The sequence below is a fragment of the Variovorax sp. P5_A3 genome (assembly GCF_056400665.1).
Genome location: NZ_JBFUKW010000036.1, coordinates 21,884 through 45,030, shown reverse-complemented (window position 1 = coordinate 45,030; position 23,147 = coordinate 21,884). Strand labels below are relative to the sequence as shown.

Genomic DNA, 23,147 nt, shown 5'->3' with positions numbered 1-23,147 from the left:
TCCTTCGGAAGTACGCCGCCCATTATCGAAAAACGATATTCCGGGTATTGGGTGCAGGTCTTGAACAAATAGTGGGGGCGTCCAACAATCGGCGCATCGACGGCCCACCGCCAGGAGACAAGCCCCATGAATACCGCCCAGAAGGCAGCGCACACCGACGCCGCCGAACGCCGTGCCTACTACGACCGGATCCGTCCGCTCAATCTGACGCCCCTCTGGGAATCCCTCCATGCGCTGGTGCCGCGGGAGCCCCAGACGCCGTGCGTGCCCGCGCTGTGGCGCTACGACGAGATTCGCCCGCTGCTGATGGAATCGGCCGAACTCATCACCGCCGAGGAGGCCGTTCGCCGCGTGCTGGTGCTGGAGAACCCGGCCATCCCGGGCCGCTCGTCGATCACGCAGTCGCTCTATGCCGGGCTGCAGCTCATCATGCCGGGGGAAGTGGCGCCCTCGCACCGCCACGTGCAGTCCGCGCTGCGCTTCATCGTCGATGGCAAGGGGGCGTACACCACCGTGGGGGGCGAGCGCACCACCATGTACCCGGGCGACTTCATCATCACGCCGTCCTGGGCCTGGCATGACCACGGCAACGAAGGCATCGAAGGCGTGAGCGAACCGGTGGTGTGGCTGGACGGCCTCGACATCCCGATGATCCGCTTCTTCGACGCCGGCTTTGCCGAGAACGACGACGCCAAGGTGCAGCATGTCGCGCGACCCGAAGGCCACAGCCTGGCGCGTTTCGGCCACAACATGGTGCCCGTGCGGCACGACCACGGCGCGCCGACCTCGCCGATCTTCAACTACCCCTATGCGCGCAGCCGCGAGGCGCTCGCACAGTTGCAGAGGCAGGAAGCGCCGGACGCCTGGCTCGGCCACAAGCTGCGCTACATCAACCCGCTGACCGGCGGCTCGCCGATGCCGACGATCGCGACGAACCTTCAACTGCTGCCGGCCGGCTTTGCGGGCAAGACGCACCGGGCCACCGATGGCGCCATCTACAGCGTGGTCGAAGGCCGCGGCGTCGCGAAGATCGGCGGGCAGCGCTTCGCCTTCGGACCGCGCGACACCTTCGTCGTCCCGTCGTGGGCGCCGCTGCGCCTGTCGGCGAGCGAAGAGACCGTCCTGTTCAGCTTTTCGGATCGACCGGTCCAGCAGGCCATGGGCGTGCTGCGCGAAGCCTTTCTCGACGAGGGTTGAACCGCGGCCGCCGTCGGCGGCCTGCCTTTCGCCTTGCTTTTCTTGATCAATGTGCCGCAAGTCGCGGCAGGAGTTCTCATGTCTTTTGTTGTCTCCCCTCCGGCCGTTGTCGGTCTTCCTATCGCCGGCTCGGCCGATCTGTTTCCCGTCCGCCGCGTGTACTGCGTGGGCCGCAACTATGCGGCGCATGCACGCGAGATGGGCTTCGATCCTGACCGCGAGCCGCCCTTCTTCTTCTGCAAGCCGAACGATGACGCCTCGATCGTGCCGGTGCCAGCCGGGAAGACCGTGAGCATTCCGTATCCCGGCCAGACGGCCAACTACCACTACGAGGCCGAACTGGTCGTGCTGATCGGCCAGGGCGGTCGCGACATCGCGATCGACGACGCGGCCAAGCACATCTACGGCTACGCGGTCGGCCTCGACATGACGCGTCGCGACTTGCAGATGAAGATGCGCGAGCAGGGCCGGCCCTGGGAGATCGGCAAGGCCTTCGACTTCTCGGCGCCGGTGGGCGTGGTGCGACCGCGTGCGGCGATGGGCGAGCTGAAGGACGGCGAGATCGTGCTCGAAGTCGACGGCGAGGTCCGCCAGAAGAGCAATATCCGCAACCTGATCTGGTCGGTGAGCGAGGTCATCGCCAATCTCTCGACCCTCTTCGCGCTGCAGCCTGGCGACCTGATCTTCACGGGCACGCCTGAAGGCGTGGGCGCAGTGAAGCCCGGGCAGACGATGAGCGTGCGCATCGACGGGCTGGAGTCGATCGCAGTCCGCGTCGACTGATATCTCGCCACTGGAGGCACACATCATGCGTTCGACATCCAAGGCAAGACCCACCGTGCTGCTGGTCGGCGGCGGCATCGGCGGCATGGCGGCTGCACTGGCGCTCGCGCGCCTTGGCATGTCGATCGATCTGCTGGAGCAGAGCGCGGCCATCGGCGAGATCGGCGCAGGGCTGCAGCTCGGACCGAACGCCTTCGCCGCTCTGGATGCGCTGGGCGTCGGCGAAGCGGTTCGGCGCGGCTCCGTGTTCACCGACCGGCTCGTGATGATGGATGCCGTCGACTGCAGCGAGGTCGCCTCGGTGCCGGTGGGCGAGGCCTTCCGCGCGCGCTTCGGCAACCCGTATGCCGTGAGCCATCGTGCGGACCTGCACGGCGCGATCCACGAGGCGGTCAGGCAGCATCCGCTGATCCGCTTCCACACCTCGGCGCAGGTCGAAGCGCTCGACATCGGCAATCGCGGCGTGACTGCTGTCACGCGCGACGGCCGTCGATTCAGTGCGGATGCGATCGTCGGCTGCGATGGCGTCAAGTCCGTGGTCCGCGCGAAGCTCATCGGTGATGCGCCGCGCGTGTCGGGCCACGTCGTCTACCGCGCGGTGGTGCCGGCAGCCGACATGCCGGAGGACCTGCGCTGGAACGCGCCCGTGGTCTGGGCTGGACCCAACTGCCATCTGGTGCACTACCCGCTGCGCCACGGCGAGCAATACAACCTGGTCGTGACCTTCCACAGCCGCGATCGCGAGCAATGGGGCGTGAGCGATGGCAGCAAGAAGGAAGTGCTGTCGTACTTCGAGGGCGTGCACGCGCGGCCGCGCCAGCTGCTGGACCGCCCCACGTCGTGGCGTCGCTGGAGCACCGCCGACCGCGATCCGGTGGCGAACTGGAGCGAGGGCCCCGCCACGCTGCTGGGCGATGCGGCCCATCCGATGATGCAGTACCTCGCGCAGGGCGCCTGCATGGCACTGGAGGATGCAGTGACCCTCGGCAAGGCCGTCGAGGCCTGTGACTTCGACCTGCCTGCGGCCTTCCGCCTCTATGCTTCGGCACGCATTCCGCGCACGGCGCGCGTAGTGCTGTCGGTGCGCGAGATGGGGCGCCTCTATCACGCGAAGGGCGTCGAGCGGCTCGTGCGCAACAGCCTGTGGACCGGCCGCTCGCCGGAGCGCTTCTACGACGCGGTCGAATGGCTTTATGCGTGGAACCCGGCGCAGTGTCTCGCCGATGCCCAGCTCGCAAGCGCCTGACAACGATACTTGCGCACACCCCCTATCCAACCCGGAGACAAGCCCTTCATGAAATCCATCCTCTCGCTGATTGCCGGCACCGCCGCAGCACTGCTGGCCGTGACTGCATCCGCGCAGTCGCCGGCCTCGGACTTCCCGAGCAAGCCCGTCACCATCGTCACGCCCTTTGCCGCCGGCAGCGGGCCCGATGCGGTGCTGCGCCTGGTCTCGGACAAGCTGGGCCGGCTGTGGAACCAGCGCGTGCTGGTCGACAACAAGCCGGGCGGCGGCGGCTTCATCGCCATCGAGCAGGCGCGTCGCGCGGCGCCGGACGGCTACACGCTGCTGCAGCTCGACAGCGAGCACATCGCGGCGCTGCCGCACCTCTACAAGTCGCGCAATTTCGTGACCCTGCAGCATTTCGATCCGGTGGCGTCGCTGTTCCGCACGCCCTTCTTCGTCGCGGTGCCGACCGATTCGAAGTGGAAGAACATGACGGACCTCATCGCATCGGCGAAGGAAAAGCCGGGGCAGGTCAGCTACGGATCGTGGGGCGTCGGCAGCCCCGGCCATCTCGGCGGCCAGCAGCTCGAAGCCCTGACCGGCACGCACATGCAGCACGTGCCTTATCGCGAGGTGTCGCAGCTGTTTGCCAACGTCGGTTCGGGCGAGGTGCAGTGGAGCTTCGCGAGCCTTCCGTCGAGCCAGGGCATCTACAAGGCCGGCAAGCTGCGCTACATCGCGATCGCGGCGCCCAAGCGCATTCCGCAGATGCCGGACGTGCCCACCATGGCCGAGGCCGGCGGCCCTGCCAGCCTGGATGTGAATTCCTTCGTGTCGCTGCTGACGCCCAAGGGCGTGCCGCCGGCGATCAAGGCCCGCATCAACGCCGATGTTGCCAAGGTCATCGCCGACCCCGAGATCCGCGCGCGCTTCGACACCTTCGCCTTCGAGCCGCTGGCGTGGTCGCCGGAGGAGATCGAGCGAAATGCCGAAGCCAAGTCGAAGATCTACGGCGAACTGGTTCGCCGGGGAAACATCAGCCTCGATTGATGCCATGACGTCTTGTTACACGCGGGGCTTATCCTTCGTTTCCTCCCTTTCGACTTTTCCCCGCTTCATTTCCCCTATGCACGCATCCAAGAGAGTCCTCCTGATCGCTGCCTGCGGCCTGGCCGCGGGCGCGTTGCCGATGATCGCCTCGGCGCAAGGCACATGGCCCACCAAGCCGATCCGCCTCGTCGTCGGCTTCCCCGGCGGATCGACGCCCGACATCGCGGCGCGCACCATCGCCGAGCCACTGTCCAAGGCGCTCGGACAGCCGGTGGTGGTCGACAACAAGCCCGGCGCATCCGGCAACATCGCGGCCGACCAGGTGGCCAAGGCGACCGACGACCACACCCTTGGCATCGTCATCAACGGCAACCTGACCTCGTCGAAGATGCTGTACCCCAAGCTGCCCTACGACCCGGCGAAGGACTTCACCTACCTCTCGCTGATCGCCACCGCGCCGCTGGTGCTCGTGTCGCAAAACAGCCTGCCCACCGGCACCGCCTTCTTCGACGCGGCGCGCAAGGGCGGCGACAAGTGGAGCTACGGCTCGGTCGGCGTCGGCTCGGTCGGCCACCTGGGCATGGAACTGCTCAAGAGCAAGGTGCCGGGGCTCAAGGCCGAGCACGTGCCTTACCAGGGCAACCCGCAGGTCATGACGGACCTCATCGGCAACCAGATCCAGATGGCGCTCATCCCGCCTGGCGTGGCGCTGCCACAGATCAAGGCCGGCAAGGTCAAGGCCGTCGGCCTCACCAGCGGCCGCAGCACCTTGGCACCGGACGTGCCGCCGCTGTCGGATGCAGGCGTGCGCGATTTCAACCTCGAGGTGTGGACGGCGCTGCTCGGCCCCGCGAACCTTTCGAAGACCGCGCAGGACCGCATCTCGAAGGAACTCGCGATCATCATGAAGTCGCCCGAGGTGCGCCAGAAGCTGTTCGAGCAAGGCTGGCAGGCGGTGGGGACTTCGCCGGACGGCATGCGTGCGCGCGTGAAGGAAGAGTCCGCGATCATGAGCAAGATCATTTCCACCAACGGCATAAAACTCCAGTAGCTGGCTCGCCCCCAGGCTTGCTCACTTCGTGTAGCCGCCCACCCCCTGCCGGGGGCAACACCGGCGGCCCGGCGAAGCCGGTTCCGGGGTGTTCCCCGAAAGCGCAGGGCCTATGGAACTGTTGATATGAATTCGATCATTCGTGAACCTGCGCGCGATCTGCCGGTCTTCGGCGAGTACGACGTCGTCGTGGTCGGCGGTGGGCCGGCCGGCATCGCGGCGAGCGTGAGCGCTGCGCGCCATGGGGCTCACACGCTGCTGGTCGAGCGCTACGGCTTTCTTGGCGGCATGGGCACTGCCGGCGGCGTCACCAATTTCGCGGGCCTCTATGGCAAGCGCAATGGCGAGATGACGCAACTGGTGCACGGCGTCGCCGACGACCTGCTTGCGCGCATCGATGCGATGGGTGGCCTCAACAAGCCGCAGGATGGCATGCAGGGCCGCATTCGCGTTCGATCCTACGACACCTCGGTCTACAAGTGCGCCGCCGATCAGTTGCTGCTCGATGCCGGTGTCGACTTGCTGTTTCACGCCCTGGCTTCAGCCGTCGTGATGGAGGGCAGCCGCATTGCCGCGCTGGTGGTCGAGACCAAGTCGGGACGGCAGGCGATCCGAGCGAATGCCTTCGTCGACGGCAGCGGCGATGCCGACGTCGCGGCCTTCGCAGGCGTGCCATTCGCGGTCGGCGACGGCCATGGGAGCGGGCTCTTTCCGTCCACCATGTTCCGCGTCGGCCATGTCGATGCGCCGCGCGCGCTGGCAGCCGTGGGCGAATTCAAGGCCATCAACGACCTGATGGCGAAGGCGCGCGAGCGTGATCCGGAGGCATACCGCTTCCCGCGCGAAGGCGCGATCCTTCGCCCGCAGATCGATCCGCGCGAGTGGCGCGCCAACGTCACGCAGATCCGCAACGCCGAGGGAGGCGCGATGAACGGCGTCGATGCGCGCCAGCTCAGCGACGGCGAGATCGAAGGCCGCCGCCAAATCGGCGAGTACTTCCGCTTCCTCAAGGCCGAGGTGCCGGGCTTCGAGCAATCGGCGATCGTGGAGATTGCACCGCAGGTCGGTATCCGCGAGACGCGTCGCATCGAAGGCCTCTATGCGCTGACGGGCGAGGACATCCTGTCATCCGCGAGCTTCGACGACAGCATCGGCATCAACGCCTGGCCGATGGAGATGCATGCCGCGGGCAAGATCGAATGGGCTTTCCCGCGAGATGACAAGCGCACCTACAACCAGTTGCCCTGGCGGATGCTGGTGCCGCGTGGCGTGGACAACCTGCTGGTGGCAGGGCGCTGCGCGTCGATGACGCACGAAGGCCAATCCGCGGCGCGCGCCAGCGGCGGCTGCTTCGTGATGGGCCAGGCCGCGGGCACTGCCGCGGCGACGTTGGGTAGCGGGAGCTTTGCGGCGTTCGATGTCGCCAAGCTTCAGCAGACGCTGGTCGCCGACGGCGCGGATCTTGACCGTTGAGAAGTCGCTCCGCTACGCCGAACGAATGCGGGTGAAAACGACGTCGCGAACACCGTGGGACAAAAGCGCCTGCCCCTTCATGGTCTTTCGATCACCCGCTACGTCAAGGTGGAAGCTGTCGAGTGAGTAGGAAGACGAAGCCCCTTGCTGGACATAGGTGTAGCTGACGCCGACCAGCGAAATGGCCTCCGCGTCAATGGTCGCGCTGAGGGTCTCTTCCACGATGGTTTGCTTTCCAGATCTCTCGTACTCGACAGTGAGGGAGGCCACGAAGGAGCTTCCGTGCGATGCCGGAATGACCAGCGTCGCCCTGTGCTCGATCTGGAGTCGCACGCTGGTCCATTGGCCTTGCCATACGCCGCCGACGTTGAGCGAGGGCGCCGCAAGAGCTGCAGACTCCATCGGGCCTTGCGGCGCAGTCGGCATGGTCGACTCGACCTTGATGTCATTCAAGTGGGCCCCCAGGCCGGCACTCTCGATGACCTTGCCGATGGCCTTGGACAGATCGCCGCGCAGATCTGGCCCCCACTCGGGATTGTTTGTGTCGTAGAACACGTAGCGCAGGGCCTTGAGATCGAAGGGAACGTCTTCCTGGTTCCGGGTGAGCAGGATGATGGGTTTGCCGATTGCGTGTGCCAGGCCTACCTCGTACATGACATTCGGATTGCGACCGGAAAGCTCGGCGACGACGAGTCGTGCTTCGCGGATGGATGCCCAGATGTCTTGGACGATGGATTGCTGCGCATAGATCTCGTCGCCTCGGATGCAAGTCAGGCCGGCGCCTTCAATGGCGGGACGAATGACGGTGTCGTACTGTTTGCCGAAAAGGGGGTGGAACGGCATCACGACGAAACATGAATTCTTGACCTCGCCAAGACGAACCACGACGCGACTTTGAGCCAAGTGAGTCTCCTGGTTGAGGAATCGAACAGGCGATGTCATCGCAATTTGCCTGAATGGCGACGGTTCGGCAAGGCGGCGTATTGGCAGTAGCGGCTACTGACAGCCGCGGGACACCACCGCGGCCGTCTCTTTGCTATCGTTGCAGGCTCTCCCAGCGCCTGCAAACGCAGTCTCCCGATGACCGATTCCGCCACCGCCGCCCGCCTCGTCGACGAACTCGTCGAACTGATGCGCCTCGAACCGCTCGGCAACGACCGTTTCCTCGCCCAGAGCGAGGACATCGGCACGCCGGCAGTTTTCGGTGGGCAGGTGCTCGGGCAGGCGCTGATGGCGGCAAGCCGGACCGTCGCGGCCGATCGCCCGGCGCACTCGATGCACGCCTACTTCCTCCTGCCCGGAGAGCACGCACCCATCGAGTACGCGGTCGACCGCGTGCGCGACGGCCGCAGCTTCACCACGCGGCACGTGGTCGCGCGGCAGGGGGAGCGGATCATCTTCGAGATGTCCGCGTCATTCCAGACGGTCGACGTTGGCATCGACCACCAGCTTCCGATGCCAGAGGCGGCCGGCCCCGAGGGCTTGCCGAGCGAACTGGACCAGCGCATCGCCCTCGGCGAGCGCCTGCCAGAGCGCTGGCGGGTCAAGGGCCTGCAACCGCACGGCATCGAGTACCGCCGCGTCGAGCCCGACGATCTGCTCGCGCCCGACCCACGCCCCCCGGAAAGCGCCATCTGGATGCGCGCCATCGCGCCGCTGCCGGACGATCCCAACGTGCACCGTGCGCTGTTGGCCTATGCGTCCGATCACGGCCTGCTGCGCGCTGCCATGCTGCCCCATGGCCTGAGTTTCATGAGCGGCAGGGTGCGCCCCGCCAGCCTCGACCATGCGATGTGGTTCCACCGCGATTTCCGGATGGACGACTGGCTGCTCTACAGCCTCGACTCGCCGAGCGCGAGCGGCGCGCGCGGGCTGTGCCGCGGCAGCATCTTCACCCGCGACGGCCGGCTCGTGGCGTCGACCGCGCAGGAAGGCATGCTGCGCATCCTGCGCGAGGGAAGCCCCTCGTCGAGCGCGGGGGGCGCGGCACCGATATAACGGGGACCTCCACCTCCACGGTTGCCGCCCATGAGTGTCCTGTTCTCGCCCTACGCCCTGGGGCCGCTTCAGCTTCGCAACCGGATCGTCATTGCGCCCATGTGCCAGTACTCGGCCGAGAACGGCAGCGCGGGCGACTGGCACATGATCCATCTGGGGCAGCTCGCGCTGTCCGGCGCCGGCATGCTCACCATCGAGGCGACGGCGGTGGAGGAGGCAGGGCGCATCACCCTCGGCGACCTTGGCCTGTACACCGACGACAACCAGGCGGCGCTGGCGCGCGTGCTGGCCGCCATCCGCCGGTACTCCCGCATTCCGGTCGCCATCCAGCTCGGGCATGCGGGGCGCAAGGCATCCAGCCGCGTGCCGTGGGAAGGCGGGCAATGCCTGACGCCCAGCGAAGGCGCGTGGCAGACGGTGGCGCCGTCCGCGATCCCGCATGCGCCGGGAGAGCCGCCACCGGTGGCGCTCGATGCCGAAGGGCTGGCAAGCGTGAAGGCGGCCTATGTGCGTGCGGCAGAGCGTGCGGACGCCCTGGGCCTCGATGCGATCGAGCTGCACGCCGCGCACGGCTACCTCCTGCACCAGTTCCTGTCGCCGATCTCGAACCGGCGCGACGATGCCTACGGCGGCTCGCTCGAGAACCGCATGCGATTTCCGCTGGAAGTGTTCGAGGCGGTGCGCGCCGCCGCGTCACCACGGATGCCGATCGGCGTGCGCATCTCGGCCACGGACTGGGTCGACGGCGGATGGGATGTCGAGCAAAGCATGGTGTTCGCGAAGGCGCTCGCGCAGCGCGGTTGCAGCTTCATGCACGTGTCCTCGGGCGGCGTGTCACCGATGCAGAAGATTCCGCTGTCGCCGGGCTACCAGGTGCCGCTGGCCGCGCGCATCAAGGCGGCGGTCGGCTTGCCGACCATCGCGGTGGGTCTCGTCACGGAACCTGCGCAGGCCGAGGCCATTCTCGCTGAAGGCCAGGCCGACCTGGTGGCGCTGGCCCGCGCGATCCTGTTCGAGCCGCACTGGCCGTGGCGTGCGGCCGCCGAACTGGGGGCACAGATCGACGCGCCGCCGCAGTACTGGCGCTCTCAGCCGCGCGATCTCAAGGCGCTGTTCGGCGACGCCCGCATCGGTCAGCGATGAGCGCATGCGTCAGCCCCTGAAGGGGTTGGCGGTCGCGAACCAGAGGCCGATGCCGGTCGCGATGATGAAGGCCCCGTCGGTCACGCCCGCGATCAGGAAGAACAGGGTCTGCAGCGTGTCCTTGAGCTCCGGCTGACGCGCCGTGCCTTCGAGGAGCTTCGACCCGACGATGCCGATGCCGATGCATGAGCCCACCGCCGCGATGCCGATCAGCAGGGCCACTGCGAGGGGGAGGATGTCGAAGCCGTTCATGATTCGCTTTCTCTGGTTTCAGTGGGCCGGAGGTCCGGCCCGGTTGCTGCCGTCACCCCGTCGGTTTCGGCCTGACACCACTGTCGCCGGATGGGTGCGCGCGGTCGATGACCTCCGAGGTGATGGCGCCGCGCCGCGCGCCTCTGCCGAAAGTCGGGTTGCGCTTGCCGAAGGTCGTGTTGTCGTCCCGAAATGAAGGGACTATCCTGTCCCGGCCTCCACCTTTCCCCTTGCGGGGTCGCGCGCAATGTCCAGTGGATTCAAGTACGCCTGCTTCATCAGCTACAGCCACGGCGAACAGGCGCTCGTCAAGACGTTCATCGATCAGTTCAAGGAAGCGCTGAAGGCCTACCTTGAACCGTACATGGAAGAAGAGGTGTACGTCGACAGCGACCGCCTCAAGGCAAGCTACATGTACAACGAGGCGCTCGCGCAGGCCATCTGCCAGAGCGTCTGCATGGTGGTGGTCTATTCGCCGGTCTACGAGCGCCGTCCCTACTGCGGCCGTGAGTTCGAGGCCATGGTCCGGCTGGAGGCGCGGCGGTTGTCGCTCCTCGCCGATGGCGAGCCGCGCGGGCTGATCATCCCGGTCGTGCTGCGCGGCTTCAAGGATTTGCCGGCGCGCATCCAGCAGGGGCGGCAGGCGATCGATTTCTCGCACTTCACCCTGGCCACTCAGGAGATGAGTCGCAACCCGGATTTCGTTGCGCGCATCCAGGAGATCGCCCAGCAGATCTACGAGCACTTCAAGGCCTTCAGCACGGCCGGCGACGATCCCTGCAAGGAGTGCATGGCCTTCAGTCTGCCGGCGGAAGCCGATGTCGCGCCCTGGCGGCCGATGGCCGCGGCGAAGGCGGCGGCGTGGCAGCCCAGCTTTCCGAACCGCTAGACGGACATGACGAGCGCCGCACCAGCGCGGACCCCCGGCAGCATCATCACCTTCTATTCGTACAAGGGCGGCACCGGCCGCACGATGGCGCTAGCCAACACGGCCTGCGTGCTGGCCGAGCGCGTGAGCGGCGATCCCGGCGAGAAGGTGCTGGTGGTGGACTGGGACCTGGAAGCGCCCGGCCTGCACCAGTTCCTTCCGGCACGGCTGCGATCGCGGGGTCCCGCGCTCGACACCGGCCTCGGCGCCGAACGGGGCCTGATCGATCTCTTCATCGCGATCCGCGAGGCGCTGCCCGAGGCGCAGCCGGCGTCCGCGGATGAAGCCGAGGAGGCCGTGGAAACGGCGATGTCGCGCATCGATGTCGGCGACTTCATCGGCGACACCGAGGTGCCGAACATCCACATCATCCGCGCCGGGCGCAACGACGACGGGCTGTACTCGCGCCGGGTCAACACCTTCGACTGGGAAGGGCTGTTCAAGCGCGCCCCGGGCATCTATCGCAGGGTCGCGGAGGCGCTGGGCTTGCGCTACCGCTACGTCCTGGTCGATTCGCGCACCGGCGTCACCGACATCAGCGGCATCTGCACCTCGCTGCTGCCCGAGAAGCTGGTCGTGGTCTTCACGCCGAACCGCCAGAGCCTCACCGGTGTGCGCGAGCTGGTCGTGCGCGCCACCTCGTACCGGCTGGGCTCGGACGATCTGCGGCCGTTGCTGGTCTATCCGCTGCCCTCCCGCATCGAAGTCTCGATGGAGCGGCTCAACGCGCATTGGCGCTACGGCAACCTGGATGCGGGCGTGGCGGGCTACCAACCGATGTTCCAGAACCTGCTGAAGGACTGCTATGCGCTGAAGAACTGCGACCTGGGCGCCTACTTCGACGATGTACAGATCCAGCAATCGGCGGATGTCGCCTATGGCGAAGTGATCTCGGTCCGGCAGATGAGCAGCGAGCGACTCTCGCTCGCGAACAGCTACCGGGTCTTCGTCGACCGCTTGCTGGCGGACATCCCGCCGTGGATGGCGCAGGACTCGCCGGTCACGATGATCGTGCCGCGGGGCAGTTCGCCGATCACGACGTCGATGCCGCAGGCACCGTCGTCCGTGCCGATGTCGGGTGGCTTCGCTCCGCTGCCGCCTCAGCCGCCGATGCCTGTGCAGGCGGGAACGGTCCCGGTTGCCGTGCCGCCATCGGGCAGCATGGTGGCGGACGATCCGTTCGCCGATCCGCAGCCGGCGTCGCTCGCGCCCCCGACGCCGCCGGCGTCCAGGGGCAAGCGCGTCTTCATCAGCTACGCGCCGCCCGACATCGCCCACGCGCGAAAGGCCGACCTGATGCTGCGCCAGCACGGGTATGAAGTCTTCCTCGATCGCGACATCAAGCCGGGGGTCAATTTCCAGAGGGCGATCGCGGACGCGCTGGACGCATCGGACGTCGTGATCGTGCTGTGGTCCAAGGCCTCGGTCGGGTCGGACTTCGTCAAGCTCGAAGCGAGCGAAGGCGGGCGACGCGGCGTGCTGGTGCCCGTGCTGCTCGACGGCGCCTACCCTCCGCTGGAGTACCGGAACTACCAGGCCATCGATCTCTCGCGCGACGGCCGGCGCGACTGGGATGCACTGCTGTCGCAGGTGGAAAGCGTCGCCGAACGCAAGTTCGTCTCGCAGCCTGGTGGGGCGGTGCTGGCCTCTGCACCGCGGTCGATGGGTTGGTGGGGGCTGGCGGCGTCGATCGCCGTCTCGGCGGTGATCATCGTGGGCGCGGGGGTCCTGCTGTCCTCGCGTTCAGGCCAGCGCGGAGAGGCGTCGTATCCGTCCGCCTCCCCGAACAACTCCGCGCAGGTACCGAACGCCGTCGTGCCAGTGGTCGTCCCGGATTTCGCGGGCCTGGACATCCGCAGGGTGGTGCAGCTCGCGGACGAACGCGGACTCGGCCTCGTCGTGATCGATGCGGCGACAGGTGCCGTCGATCCGACGCCGCCGCCGCCGGGTTCGGTGATCGGGCAGTTGCCTGTGCCGGGTAGCCTGGTCACGGCCGGCACGAGGGTGAATGTGCGTGTAGGCACTGCGGGCCCGCAGGAGCAGAAGACGGTGCCGGCCATTCCGCCCCAGGCGCCGCCGGCCAACTATCGGAAGCAGTAGCCGCGGCCCGTGCCGGCCGGTCAGCCGGGCAGCAGCCGCTTCAGGTAGCGCCCGGTGTGGCTCGCCTCGTTCGCGGCGATGTCTTCCGGCGTGCCGACGCCCACGACCGTGCCGCCGCCCGCGCCGCCTTCCGGACCCATGTCGATCAGCCAGTCGGCAGTCTTGATCACGTCGAGGTTGTGCTCGATGACCACGATGGTGTTGCCCGCATCGCGCAACTGGTGCAACACCTTCAGCAGCAGTTCGATGTCGGCGAAGTGCAGGCCGGTGGTCGGCTCATCGAGGATGTAGAGCGTGCGGCCGGTGTCGCGCTTGCTGAGTTCGAGCGCCAGCTTGACCCGCTGTGCCTCGCCGCCGGACAGCGTGGTCGCGGCCTGGCCCAGCTTGATGTAGCTGAGGCCGACGTCGAGCAGGGTGCGCAGCTTGCGCTCGATGGTGGGCACGGCCTTGAGGAACTCGTGCGCGGTCTCCACCGTCATGTCGAGGATCTGCGCGATGTTGCGGCCCTTGTACTGCACCTCGAGCGTCTCGCGGTTGTAGCGCTGGCCGTGGCACACCTCGCAGGGCACGTACACGTCGGGCAGGAAGTGCATCTCGACCTTGACGACGCCGTCGCCCTGGCAGGCCTCGCAGCGGCCGCCCGCGACGTTGAAGCTGAAGCGCCCGGGGCCATAGCCGCGCTCGCGGGCCGTGTTGGTCTCGGCCATCAACTCGCGGATCGGCGTGAAGAGGCCGGTGTAGGTCGCGGGATTGCTGCGCGGCGTGCGGCCGATCGGCGACTGGTCGACGTTGATGACCTTGTCGAAATATTCGATGCCTTCGATCGCCTCATGCGCTGCCGGCTCCTCGTGGGCGCGATAGAGCGTGCGAGCGACCGCGGTATAGAGCGTGTCGTTCACCAGTGTCGACTTGCCCGAGCCCGAGACGCCCGTCACGCAGGTCAGAAGACCGACGGGGAAGGCCACGTTCACGTTCTTGAGGTTGTTGCCCGACGCGCCGATCACGCGGATCTCCTGCAGATCCGATTGCGATGCGAGATGCGCCGCCTCCCGCGCCGCGCGCCGTTCGGCGGCCGGGCTTTGCGGAAAGCGCGATGGCTTCCTGCCTTCATTGAACGCCGGCTTGGCGACGACCGGCAGCCACGGCGTGCGGCGTGCTGGCACCGCGATCTTCTTGATGCCCGAGAGGTACTGCCCCGTCAGTGAATCGGGACTGGCGGCGACCTGCGCGTAGGTGCCCTGCGCCATCACCCGGCCGCCATGGACGCCCGCGCCCGGACCCATGTCGATCACGTGGTCGGCCGCATGGATCATGTCTTCGTCGTGCTCGACCACGATCACGCTGTTGCCGATGTCGCGCAGATGCTTGAGCGTGCCGATGAGCCGGTCGTTGTCGCGCTGGTGCAGGCCGATGCTGGGTTCATCGAGCACATACATCACGCCGGTGAGGCCGGAGCCGATCTGCGAGGCCAGGCGAATGCGCTGCGCCTCGCCGCCCGACAGCGTCTCGGCGCTGCGGTCGAGGCTCAGGTAGTTGAGCCCGACGTCGTTCAGGAACTTGAGCCGGAGGCCGATCTCGCGGACCACCTTGTCGGCGATCTCGGCCTTGGCGCCGCGAAGGTGCAGCTTCTGGAAGTACGCGAAGCTCTCGCGCAGCGTCGCGCGGCTGATCTCGTAGATCGCCATGCGCTGCGGCTCGGGGCCGGTGTCGTCGACCAGGAACACGTTGCGCGCCTCGGGCCGCAGCCGCGTGCCTTCGCAGTCGGGGCAGGGCTGCATGTTGCGGAAGCGCGAGAGGTCCTCGCGCACCATCGTCGAGTCGGTCTCGCGGTAGCGCCGCGCCATGTTGGGGATGATGCCTTCGAAGGGGTGCTTGCGCACCAGCTTCTTGCCGGCCTGCTGGCCGCTGTCCATCACGTACGTGAACTTGATCTCTTCCTGCGCCGAGCCGTGCAGCACGGTCTGCTGGACCGAGGCGGGCAGCTCCTCGAAGGGTGTGTCGACGTCGAACTTGTAGTGCTTCGCCACGCTTTCGAGCATGCTGAAGTAGTAGCCGTTGCGTCGGTCCCATCCCTTGATGGCGCCGCTCGCGAGGCTCAGGGACGGGAAGGCGACCACGCGCGCCGGGTCGAAGAATTCGCGATGACCGAGGCCGTCGCAGCTCGGGCATGCGCCCACTGGCGAGTTGAAGGAGAACAGCCGCGGTTCGAGTTCGGCCAGCGAGTAGTGGCAGATCGGGCAGGCGAACTTGGCGTTGAAAAGGTGCTCGTGCGCCGGCTTGGGCGCCGGCGCCGATTCGGGCTCGCTCGCGGGTGCGTCCATCTCGAGCGCGATGGCGCGGCCGTCGGCCAGGCGCAGCGCGGCTTCGAAGCTCTCGGCCAGGCGCTGCTGCATGTCGGGCCGTGCACGCAGGCGGTCGATGACCACGTCGATGTCGTGCTTCTCCGTCTTCTTGAGCTTGGGCAGGTCGCTGTATTCGTAGGTCTGGCCATCGACGCGAAAGCGAATGTAGCCCTGTGCCTGCATCTCGGCGAAGAGTTCGACGAACTCGCCCTTCTTCTCGCGCGCGACCGGCGCCAGGATCATGAGGCGGGGCTCGTTGGGGATGGCGAGGACGGCATCGACCATCTGGCTCACGGTCTGCGCCTGCAGTGGCAGATGGTGATCCGGGCAATAGGGCGTGCCGGCACGGGCGTAGAGCAGCCGGAGGTAGTCGTGGATCTCGGTGACCGTACCCACGGTCGAGCGCGGGTTGTGACTGGTAGCCTTCTGCTCGATGCTGATCGCGGGCGACAGGCCCTCGATCACGTCGACGTCCGGCTTGTCCATCAGCTGCAGGAACTGCCGCGCATAGGCTGAGAGGCTTTCGACGTAGCGTCGCTGGCCCTCGGCATAGAGGGTGTCGAAGGCCAGGCTCGACTTGCCCGAACCCGACAGGCCGGTGATCACCACCAGCTTGTTGCGCGGGATGTCGAGGTCGACGTTCTTGAGGTTGTGCGTGCGCGCGCCGCGGATGCTGATGCGTTGCTGCGCGAGCACGGCGCCGAGGTAGGCGTCATCGGTGGGGGAATTCACGGGCGGTCGGTCCTGGGCAACCGGACATGATAAGTCCCCGGCGATTTCAGGGCACGTGGGTGGATTCGTCGCCTGCCGGCGCCTTGTCGTGGCGCACCGGCACCGGAGAGCCGATGGCCGAGGAAAGCATGTGCGCGGCCAGGGTCGCATAGAGCGGCCGGCTCAGCATGCGCGAGATCAGGCTGGCCAGCATCGCGCAGGCCATGAGACTCAGCACCATCGAATGGCCGTCAACCATCTCCATGACGATGATGAAGGCGGTGAGAGGGGCCTGCGTGACCGCGGCGAGGAAGCCGGCCATGCCCATCGCGATCAATGCCGGCCCCAGCGCGGGGCTTGCGAGCTGCGCAATGCCGTCTCCGATGCCGGCGCCGATCGACAGCGCGGGCGCGAAGATGCCGCCCGGCACACCGCACCAGGCGGTGATCCAGGTCGCGATGAACTTGAGCAGTGTCTGGAGCGGCGTGAATTCCTCATGGCCCGCCAGCATCTGCTTGACGGTCTCGGAACCCGACCCGAACGTGGCGCCGTCGCTGACGACGCCGATCACAGCCACCAGGAGACCTCCGACTGCGGCGAACCTGATCGGCCATCGTGCGCGCAGGCGGTTCAGGCGCTGGGGCGCGCCGGTCAGCGAGGCGGCCAGCAGTCTGGAGAACAGTCCGCCGCCGACGCCTGCCACCACGGCCACCAGCAAGCCGGGGCCCATGGCTTCCCAGCCGAAACCAGACACCTTGATGACGCCGAAATAGCTCAGGTTGCCGAAGACGGAGACAGCCACAAGGCCTGCCAGAACGATCGCCGTGATGATCAGGCCGCTCGCGCGCGCCTCGATGCGCCCGGAGAGTTCCTCGATCGCGAACACCACACCCGCCAGCGGCGCATTGAAGGCCGCGGCGATGCCGGCCGCACCGCCTGCGAGCAGGAGTCCGCGCGAGTCGATCGTGGTGGCGGGTGACAGCCAGCGGCGCGCATGGTGCATCACGCCGGCGGCGACCTGCACGGCCGGCCCCTCGCGGCCGATCGAGAGACCCGCGGCGAAGCCGGCCACGGCGAGACAGATCTTGGCGACCGTGAGGCGGAGCGAGACGAATCGGCTGCGTCTTTCGGGCGGCATCGCGGGATCCAGTGCCGCCATGACTTGCGGGATGCCAGAGCCTGCGGCGGCGGGAAACCATCGGCGTGTCGCCCAGGCAATCGCGGCCGTGACCGCAGGCATCCACAGCAGGACCGCCCACGGATAGCTCTTGTACAGGCCTTGGAACAAGCCGAACGCCCATTCGCTCGCAATGGTGAACGCCACCACGAACAGTCCCGCGGCCACGGCATAGCCCAGGACGATGGCGCGGTCGAGCCATACGCGTCCGCTCGACAACTCGGCGCGCAGGTTCTCGAAAAAGTCGGGTTCGTGGTTCATCGAGTCAGGCGATTGTCCCCTTCGGCTGTTGCAAGCCTGCAACTTCGAAAGCCCGACTGGGGAAGATTCTTGGAACCGGCCTCAGAAGAATCTGAAAAGGGCACCTGACAGCGCCCGGTGAGGCCAATTTCAGTACGTCCTCGCTATGCTTCGACGCCTGCGAGCCATGTCTTGCCCCACGGAGGTGTCCATGCCCAAGTCAAAAGGCCACCGGATTGATCGGAACTGAATCGATCGCCTCTGCGGGATGCACGACATGGATCAGTTTCTTTAGATCCAAGGGGAAAACAATATGCACTCAGTCGTCCTGGTTGACGATCATCCGGCCATTCGGCTGGCCGTCCGATCTGCTTTGGAGGCCACCGGCCATTTCAAAGTCGTAGCCGAGGCCGCCGATGGTCCATCGGCACTCGCCACCATCCGTGAACACGAACCCGAACTGGTGATCCTCGACGTCGACTTGCCGCGTTTGAACGGACTCGATGTCATCGAACGCGTGACGAAGCTACAGCGTCAGACGAAACTGCTGGTCCTGTCGGGCCAGCAAGAGGCGATCTTCGGCGCCCGGGCCGTCAAGGCGGGCGCGAATGCCTTCATCAGCAAGACGGAAGACCTCGAGCGGGTGGTGCAGGCCGCCTACACCGTGCTTGCCGGCTACAGCATGTTCGCGACGTCCGTCCTCAAGGCGCAATCCGGCCTGGGTGACGGCAAGCCCGGGACCCTGATCAAGAGCCTCTCCGACCGCGAGCTGACAGTGCTGCAGTACCTTGCGCGCGGCCTGAGCAACAAGGAAATCGCCGACACGCTGCTCATCAGCAACAAGACCATCAGCGGCTACAAGACCAGGATCTTCGAAAAGCTGAGCATCTCGACGCTGGTTGAACTGGTCGATTTCTCGCGCGCCCATCAGTTGGTGACCTGAGCGGCCTCGAGCGATTCCGTCCAAACCAATGGAATTGACACTTGTTGACGTTCGGTCGGATAGTCCCTTCCGCCTCGAACCCGAGTGGGCTTTGTGCGCACGAGGGGCCTCAGTGTGGCTAGTGAAGGACGATCGGATTTCCATGGCGCTGCGCTTGATCATTGCTGACGACCATCCATTCATTCGCGCTGGCGTGAGGATGCTGCTCGAAGAAAGGGGGGGGATGACGATCGTCGCCGAGGCGGATTCTCCGGACAAGCTTCTATCGGTATTGCGTGAAACGGCCGCCGATCTGCTCATCACCGACTTCTCGATGCCCGGCGGTCAAGCAGCGGATGGACTCGCGTTGCTCCAGCGCATCCGGCGAGACCATCCCAAGCTGCCGTTGATCGTTCTCACGATGATCTCCAATGCCGCCGTGCATGGGACCGTCCTCGAGACCGGCATACGTGGCCTGGTCGACAAGGCTGCCGGCATGGCCGAGATTTCCTTGGCGATCCAGGCGGTGCAACAGGGTCGCACCTACATCAGTACGACCTTTCGACAGAACCTGTTCGAAAGCCAGTTCAACCTGAAGGACAGCGAGACTGCCAAGCTTTCTCCGCGCGAAGTCGAAGTGCTGCGTCTGTTCGCATCCGGCATGACCGTGACGGCCATCGCCGAGCGCTTGTCACGCAGCATCAAGACCGTAAGTCGGCAGAAGTCGGATGCCATGGTAAAGCTGGGTCTCAAGAGCGATCTCGACATCTACACCTATGCGCGGGAGCACGGCATGATTTCGTGATCGCACGCTCAGGCGTGCAGGCGCGTGAATTCCGAGGCGCGTGAGAGCACCGACGACACGTCCCGCCTTGCGAGTTCGTAGAGGTCGCGGACTCTGTCCTCCGAGGCATCGTCGGTTCCTTCAAGCCTTTCGATCGCCTTCAACCGGGCTACCGCTTCGGTTTCGTCGAGTTGATGGCAGGCTGAACTCAGCCTGTGTGCCAGTTGTCGCAGCGCTGCATGATCGCCGGCTTCGTAGGCCTGATCCATCGCCTTCAGGTCTTCCGCCGTCGTCGTCACGAAGATGTCGACCAAGCTCGCGACCTTGCGCAGATCGCCAGCGCAGAGTGCCGTCAGACCTTCGTAAGCGGGTTCGGAATCGGCCTGCGGGGCCTCGGTCCCGCTCGCCGGGACCCGCGCGACGTCAGACCTCGACGGTCCAGCCATGACTTGCATCAGCATCTTGCGAAGGTCGTCGACCTGCAGCGGCTTGGACAGGTAGGCGTCCATCCCGAGAGCGAGGCAGCGCTCCGCCTCGCCCTGCAATGCACTCGCAGTCAGCGCGACGATCGGCAGTCTCGGCAGACCCAGCTTTGCCTCGCGATCGCGCACGCGCTTCGTCAGTTCGTAGCCGTCCAGAAATGGCATTCGGCAATCGGTCAATAGCATTGAATAGTCCGCCTCGGGCGAGACGAGTCTTTTCCACGCCTGTTCACCGTCTTCCGCGCAATCGCATTCGTAGCCAAGCTTGGCGAGTTGCCGCGTGATGACTTCGCGATTGATCGGATGATCCTCTGCGAGCAGTACCTTGTGACTGGAGTCGCGCGAAGTCACCCCTGACCCGGTTTCGATGGGTGTCTCGCCTTCGTTGAGGTCAGCACCCCTGTCTGCCGAATGGGCCTTCGCGGAATCGACGCCAGGAGCCGATGGATGCAAGGGCAAGGTCACGACAAATCGGCTGCCGGCATTCAGGCGACTCTCGCACTCGATGCGGCCCTGCATCAGTTCGATCAACTGCTTGACGATCGTGAGCCCCAAGCCGGTGCCGCCATAGCGCCGCGTAGTGGCGGCATCGGCTTGCCGGAAGGGTTCGAAGAGTGACTTGGTCATTCGCGGATCGATGCCGATGCCGGTGTCCTGTACCGCGAGTTCGAATTGCTTCTTCGACAGCCGCTTCGCCTGCACTTTCACTCCGCCCTGATGAGTGAACTTGACCGCATTGCTGATGAGATTCGTCAGGACCTGCCGAATCCGCACAGAGTCGCCCACGATGAACGACGGGAGATGCGGATCGATCTCGATGTCCAGCCGGATCCCCTTGCGCTCCGCCTCCGGCGCCAGCGTTGCGCACAGGTCGTCGATGAGTTCGTCCAACGACAGGGGGCGGTGCTCCAGGTCGAGCATGCGTGCCTCGATCTTCGAGAAGTCGAGGATGTCGTTGATGATCGTGAGCAGGGCTACCGACGACTCCCGGCTTCGCATCAGCATGCCGCGCTGCTCTTCGGTCAGTGGCGTATCGATGACGAGATCGATCATTCCGAGCACGCCGTTGAGAGGCGTGCGGACCTCGTGGCTCATCATGGCGAGGAAGTGCGCCTTGGCCTCCACGGCGGAGCGCGCTTCCTCGGCCTTGGCCACCAGGTCTGTCTTCAGAGCCTCTTCGTTCGTGACGTCCTTGGCGATGCCCGTGAAGGAGACGACGGCGGTGTCGCCGTCGACATGCCTCGACATGCTGCCCCGCACATCCAGCGTCCGGACGAGGCCATCGCGGCTGCAGACGCGGAAGCGGTCCTTGTATGCCGCGAGCCCGCGGCGAAAGGTCAGGTCGATCCGTGCAGCGACGCGCTTGCGATCCGTCGGATGCAGACGCGTGAAAAGATCGCGATAGGTCACGACCGAATCCGGGCCGTGTCCGTAGAGTTCCCGGAACTTCAGGTCTGCCGTCACCACGGTGTCGAGAAACGCGGGGTCGGTGAGGTACGAACGCTCGGGCAGGAGCGTGAGTGACCGCCAGACGCCCAAGCCACCGACACTCAGGGCCAGTTCCAGGTTGCTTCGCGACAGCTCGAGTTCGGCAAGTGCCTCATCGGCACGGGACTTCGCCTCGCCGAGTTCGAGTTCGTCCCTGCGTCGCTCGGTGATGTCGCGATTGACGCCGACTAGGAAGTCATTGCTCCCGCGCACCCGGTCCGGCGAGATGAACCCTTCGATCCATCGCTCACCGTCCGTTGGATCGATGACCCGGAACTCGGAGGCGACGACCTCTTGCCGGATGCGAACGAACTCGATGCTCGCCCTGACATCGCCGACGTCGTCGGGGTGGATATTTGAAAAGACCGCAGACACGTCCCGTTCCGTCGTCTTGATGCCGAGGTTCCGGCGGGCGCGTTCGTCGGCGCGGATTTCGCCGGTCGCCAGATTCCATTCCCAGAAGCCCATGCGAGCCGCTTCGAGCGCGATGGCCAGGCGCGCGCTGGCATCCTCGAGCTGACGCTGGGTCGCCTTGTCCTCGGTGACATCGATCGCGACCGCGACGATGCCGCGAAGCCTACCGTGGCGATCGTGGACCGGCCGCTTGCGCGACTGCATGGTGCGAACGACGCCGTCGATCACGATGTCCTCTTCGTAGGTGCGAGCCGACCCGGATGCGATCAGTTCACGGTCCTGAGAAAGAAAGCGCTCGTGGAGATCAGGTCCGAAGAGCTCCTTGTCGGTCTTGCCGAGGGCGGTGCGCGAGTCGATGTGGAAAGCCTTCTCGAATTCCGCATTCAGCGACCGGTACCGGAAGTCGGTGTCCTTGAAGAAGAGGATGTGCGGGACCGCATTGAGAATCGCGCTGAGTTCATCGTCCCGACGCTGGATCCGCCGCGACCGGGCGAACTGCAGGAGGGCCAGGGCGACGATGCAGACCGATCCCAGGGCCATCCAGAACCAGTGCAGCTCGATGGACATCGGTTGTCCGAAAAAGTAACTCGCGACGCCGAGCAGACAGGTCAGCGCCATCGTGGCGACGCTTCCATCGAGTGCCTGCGTGAATCGACTGACCCTCGTGGGCATGAGACCTCCGAATCCGGACAAAAAAATGCAGCAGCGAGACTAGTCGATCCGCTTTCGGAGCACCAACGCTTCAATTGACGCTTCCCGGACCACGATTCGAAAGTTCGTGCGCAGATCCAGCGCCCTCTCGTAGACGCCGCGGTACGGAGTTTCTAGAGTCCGGCGTCGCCAGGTCCATTTCGGTCCGGCTTTCCACAACTGATGAAGGTATGCAATGGGAATAAGAGCAGGCGTGTTGGTCGTTGTCGTGCTGCTGATCGCGGGTCTGGCCACCTTGAACTGGGGTGTCCTCGCTGCGCCGGCTGCGATGTCGATCGGGTTCATCGAAGTCACGGCGCCTCTGGGGCTTGTGATGCTGGGACTGACCGCGCTGCTGGTCGTCGTATTCGCCACCTACTTCGTGCATCTGCAGGGCTCGCTCCTGCTCGAGACGCGTCGGCACACAAAGGAGATGCAGGCCCAGCGCCATCTCGCCGACAAGGCGGAGGCTTCGCGTTTCACCGACCTGCGCAACTTCCTGGAGTTGCAGGACAGGGTCCGGATGGAGCGCACTGCCGAGCGCCATGCCTCGCTTCTGGCGCGGGTGGAACAGGTCGATACAGCGATCAAGCTGCGCTGCGAGGCCCTGGAGCGCGCGATTTCCGCCCGCCCGGTGGCCTGATGCTTAACGGCGAGGCTCGCGTCAAGCAAACTGTGGGTTGTCCAAGAAACT

Annotated in this window: 18 protein-coding genes; 13 read left to right on the top strand and 5 right to left on the bottom strand. The window is 65.9% G+C overall.

From position 1 onward, the window contains the following. Positions 1-126: 126 nt before the first annotated feature. The 6 genes from gtdA to AC1D3B_RS33095 all read left to right on the top strand — a co-directional run bounded on the left by gtdA (position 127) and on the right by AC1D3B_RS33095 (position 6,782). Positions 127-1,197 (top strand): gentisate 1,2-dioxygenase, encoded by a 1,071-nt coding sequence (gene gtdA / locus AC1D3B_RS33120; RefSeq protein ID WP_478194918.1) that lies wholly within the window; start codon positions 127-129, stop codon positions 1,195-1,197. Positions 1,198-1,275: 78 nt separating this feature from the next. After that, a complete protein-coding gene (locus AC1D3B_RS33115) occupies positions 1,276-1,980 on the top strand; it encodes a fumarylacetoacetate hydrolase family protein (RefSeq protein WP_478194917.1) in 705 nt (234 codons plus the stop codon). Between the two features lie 25 nt (positions 1,981-2,005). Further along, positions 2,006-3,226 (top strand): 3-hydroxybenzoate 6-monooxygenase, encoded by a 1,221-nt coding sequence (locus AC1D3B_RS33110; protein WP_478194916.1) that lies wholly within the window; start codon positions 2,006-2,008, stop codon positions 3,224-3,226. Positions 3,227-3,274: 48 nt separating this feature from the next. Beyond that, entirely contained in the window at positions 3,275-4,258 is a 984-nt protein-coding gene (locus AC1D3B_RS33105) for a Bug family tripartite tricarboxylate transporter substrate binding protein (protein ID WP_478194915.1), read from the top strand. 76 nt (positions 4,259-4,334) lie between these two features. Then, on the top strand, positions 4,335-5,309 hold the full coding sequence (locus AC1D3B_RS33100) for a Bug family tripartite tricarboxylate transporter substrate binding protein (protein ID WP_478194914.1): 975 nt from the start codon (positions 4,335-4,337) through the stop codon (positions 5,307-5,309). 126 nt (positions 5,310-5,435) lie between these two features. Further along, positions 5,436-6,782, top strand: coding sequence for an FAD-dependent oxidoreductase (locus AC1D3B_RS33095; protein ID WP_478194913.1), 1,347 nt, complete (start codon positions 5,436-5,438; stop codon positions 6,780-6,782). 12 nt (positions 6,783-6,794) lie between these two features. Here the strand turns inward: AC1D3B_RS33095 and AC1D3B_RS33090 are convergent, their stop codons facing one another. Continuing rightward, complete coding sequence (locus AC1D3B_RS33090; RefSeq protein WP_478194912.1) at positions 6,795-7,685, bottom strand: hypothetical protein; 891 nt, start codon at positions 7,683-7,685, stop codon at positions 6,795-6,797. A gap of 177 nt (positions 7,686-7,862) precedes the next feature. Here AC1D3B_RS33090 and AC1D3B_RS33085 point away from each other — a divergent pair, with 177 nt between their 5' ends. Then, positions 7,863-8,780: an acyl-CoA thioesterase gene (locus AC1D3B_RS33085; RefSeq protein ID WP_478194911.1), complete on the top strand. Its 918-nt coding sequence runs from the start codon at positions 7,863-7,865 to the stop codon at positions 8,778-8,780. Positions 8,781-8,810: 30 nt separating this feature from the next. Beyond that, positions 8,811-9,923, top strand: coding sequence for an NADH:flavin oxidoreductase/NADH oxidase (locus tag AC1D3B_RS33080; protein WP_478194910.1), 1,113 nt, complete (start codon positions 8,811-8,813; stop codon positions 9,921-9,923). A gap of 9 nt (positions 9,924-9,932) precedes the next feature. Here the strand turns inward: AC1D3B_RS33080 and atpE are convergent, their stop codons facing one another. After that, positions 9,933-10,175 carry a F0F1 ATP synthase subunit C gene (gene atpE / locus AC1D3B_RS33075; RefSeq protein ID WP_478127401.1) on the bottom strand — a complete coding sequence of 81 codons (243 nt, stop codon included), beginning with the start codon at positions 10,173-10,175 and terminating at the stop codon, positions 9,933-9,935. Between the two features lie 247 nt (positions 10,176-10,422). Here atpE and AC1D3B_RS33070 point away from each other — a divergent pair, with 247 nt between their 5' ends. Together AC1D3B_RS33070 and AC1D3B_RS33065 are read left to right on the top strand one after the other, a co-directional pair. Next, on the top strand, positions 10,423-11,064 hold the full coding sequence (locus tag AC1D3B_RS33070) for a toll/interleukin-1 receptor domain-containing protein (RefSeq protein WP_478194909.1): 642 nt from the start codon (positions 10,423-10,425) through the stop codon (positions 11,062-11,064). 6 nt (positions 11,065-11,070) lie between these two features. Then, positions 11,071-13,203 carry a KGGVGR-motif variant AAA ATPase gene (locus tag AC1D3B_RS33065; protein ID WP_478194908.1) on the top strand — a complete coding sequence of 711 codons (2,133 nt, stop codon included), beginning with the start codon at positions 11,071-11,073 and terminating at the stop codon, positions 13,201-13,203. Positions 13,204-13,223: 20 nt separating this feature from the next. On the opposite strand, the gene uvrA is transcribed toward AC1D3B_RS33065, so the two are convergent. Beyond that, a complete protein-coding gene (uvrA, locus tag AC1D3B_RS33060) occupies positions 13,224-16,277 on the bottom strand; it encodes an excinuclease ABC subunit UvrA (RefSeq protein ID WP_478194907.1) in 3,054 nt (1,017 codons plus the stop codon). A gap of 46 nt (positions 16,278-16,323) precedes the next feature. After that, entirely contained in the window at positions 16,324-17,694 is a 1,371-nt protein-coding gene (locus AC1D3B_RS33055; RefSeq protein WP_478194906.1) for a chloride channel protein, read from the bottom strand. A 292-nt stretch (positions 17,695-17,986) separates the two neighbouring features. On the opposite strand from AC1D3B_RS33055, the gene AC1D3B_RS33050 reads away from it, so the two are divergent. Then, entirely contained in the window at positions 17,987-18,616 is a 630-nt protein-coding gene (locus tag AC1D3B_RS33050) for a response regulator (RefSeq protein WP_478194905.1), read from the top strand. 142 nt (positions 18,617-18,758) lie between these two features. Next, positions 18,759-19,400, top strand: coding sequence for a response regulator (locus tag AC1D3B_RS33045; protein WP_478194904.1), 642 nt, complete (start codon positions 18,759-18,761; stop codon positions 19,398-19,400). 8 nt (positions 19,401-19,408) lie between these two features. On the opposite strand, the gene AC1D3B_RS33040 is transcribed toward AC1D3B_RS33045, so the two are convergent. Further along, positions 19,409-22,435 (bottom strand): ATP-binding protein, encoded by a 3,027-nt coding sequence (locus AC1D3B_RS33040; RefSeq protein WP_478194903.1) that lies wholly within the window; start codon positions 22,433-22,435, stop codon positions 19,409-19,411. A 232-nt stretch (positions 22,436-22,667) separates the two neighbouring features. Between AC1D3B_RS33040 and AC1D3B_RS33035 the strand changes: the two genes are divergently transcribed. Then, positions 22,668-23,096: a LapA family protein gene (locus tag AC1D3B_RS33035; RefSeq protein ID WP_478194902.1), complete on the top strand. Its 429-nt coding sequence runs from the start codon at positions 22,668-22,670 to the stop codon at positions 23,094-23,096. Positions 23,097-23,147: the final 51 nt, after the last annotated feature.

Coding starts and splice junctions, on each gene's coding strand:
- AC1D3B_RS33085 (WP_478194911.1), top strand. CDS start 7,863: ATGACCGATTCCGCCACCGCCGCCCGCCTCGTCGACGAACTCGTCGAA.
- AC1D3B_RS33040 (WP_478194903.1), bottom strand. CDS start 22,435: ATGCCCACGAGGGTCAGTCGATTCACGCAGGCACTCGATGGAAGCGTC.
- AC1D3B_RS33110 (WP_478194916.1), top strand. CDS start 2,006: ATGCGTTCGACATCCAAGGCAAGACCCACCGTGCTGCTGGTCGGCGGC.
- atpE (WP_478127401.1), bottom strand. CDS start 10,175: ATGAACGGCTTCGACATCCTCCCCCTCGCAGTGGCCCTGCTGATCGGC.
- AC1D3B_RS33065 (WP_478194908.1), top strand. CDS start 11,071: ATGACGAGCGCCGCACCAGCGCGGACCCCCGGCAGCATCATCACCTTC.
- AC1D3B_RS33115 (WP_478194917.1), top strand. CDS start 1,276: ATGTCTTTTGTTGTCTCCCCTCCGGCCGTTGTCGGTCTTCCTATCGCC.
- AC1D3B_RS33070 (WP_478194909.1), top strand. CDS start 10,423: ATGTCCAGTGGATTCAAGTACGCCTGCTTCATCAGCTACAGCCACGGC.
- AC1D3B_RS33055 (WP_478194906.1), bottom strand. CDS start 17,694: ATGAACCACGAACCCGACTTTTTCGAGAACCTGCGCGCCGAGTTGTCG.
- AC1D3B_RS33105 (WP_478194915.1), top strand. CDS start 3,275: ATGAAATCCATCCTCTCGCTGATTGCCGGCACCGCCGCAGCACTGCTG.
- AC1D3B_RS33095 (WP_478194913.1), top strand. CDS start 5,436: ATGAATTCGATCATTCGTGAACCTGCGCGCGATCTGCCGGTCTTCGGC.
- AC1D3B_RS33080 (WP_478194910.1), top strand. CDS start 8,811: ATGAGTGTCCTGTTCTCGCCCTACGCCCTGGGGCCGCTTCAGCTTCGC.
- AC1D3B_RS33100 (WP_478194914.1), top strand. CDS start 4,335: ATGCACGCATCCAAGAGAGTCCTCCTGATCGCTGCCTGCGGCCTGGCC.
- gtdA (WP_478194918.1), top strand. CDS start 127: ATGAATACCGCCCAGAAGGCAGCGCACACCGACGCCGCCGAACGCCGT.
- AC1D3B_RS33050 (WP_478194905.1), top strand. CDS start 17,987: ATGCACTCAGTCGTCCTGGTTGACGATCATCCGGCCATTCGGCTGGCC.
- AC1D3B_RS33045 (WP_478194904.1), top strand. CDS start 18,759: ATGGCGCTGCGCTTGATCATTGCTGACGACCATCCATTCATTCGCGCT.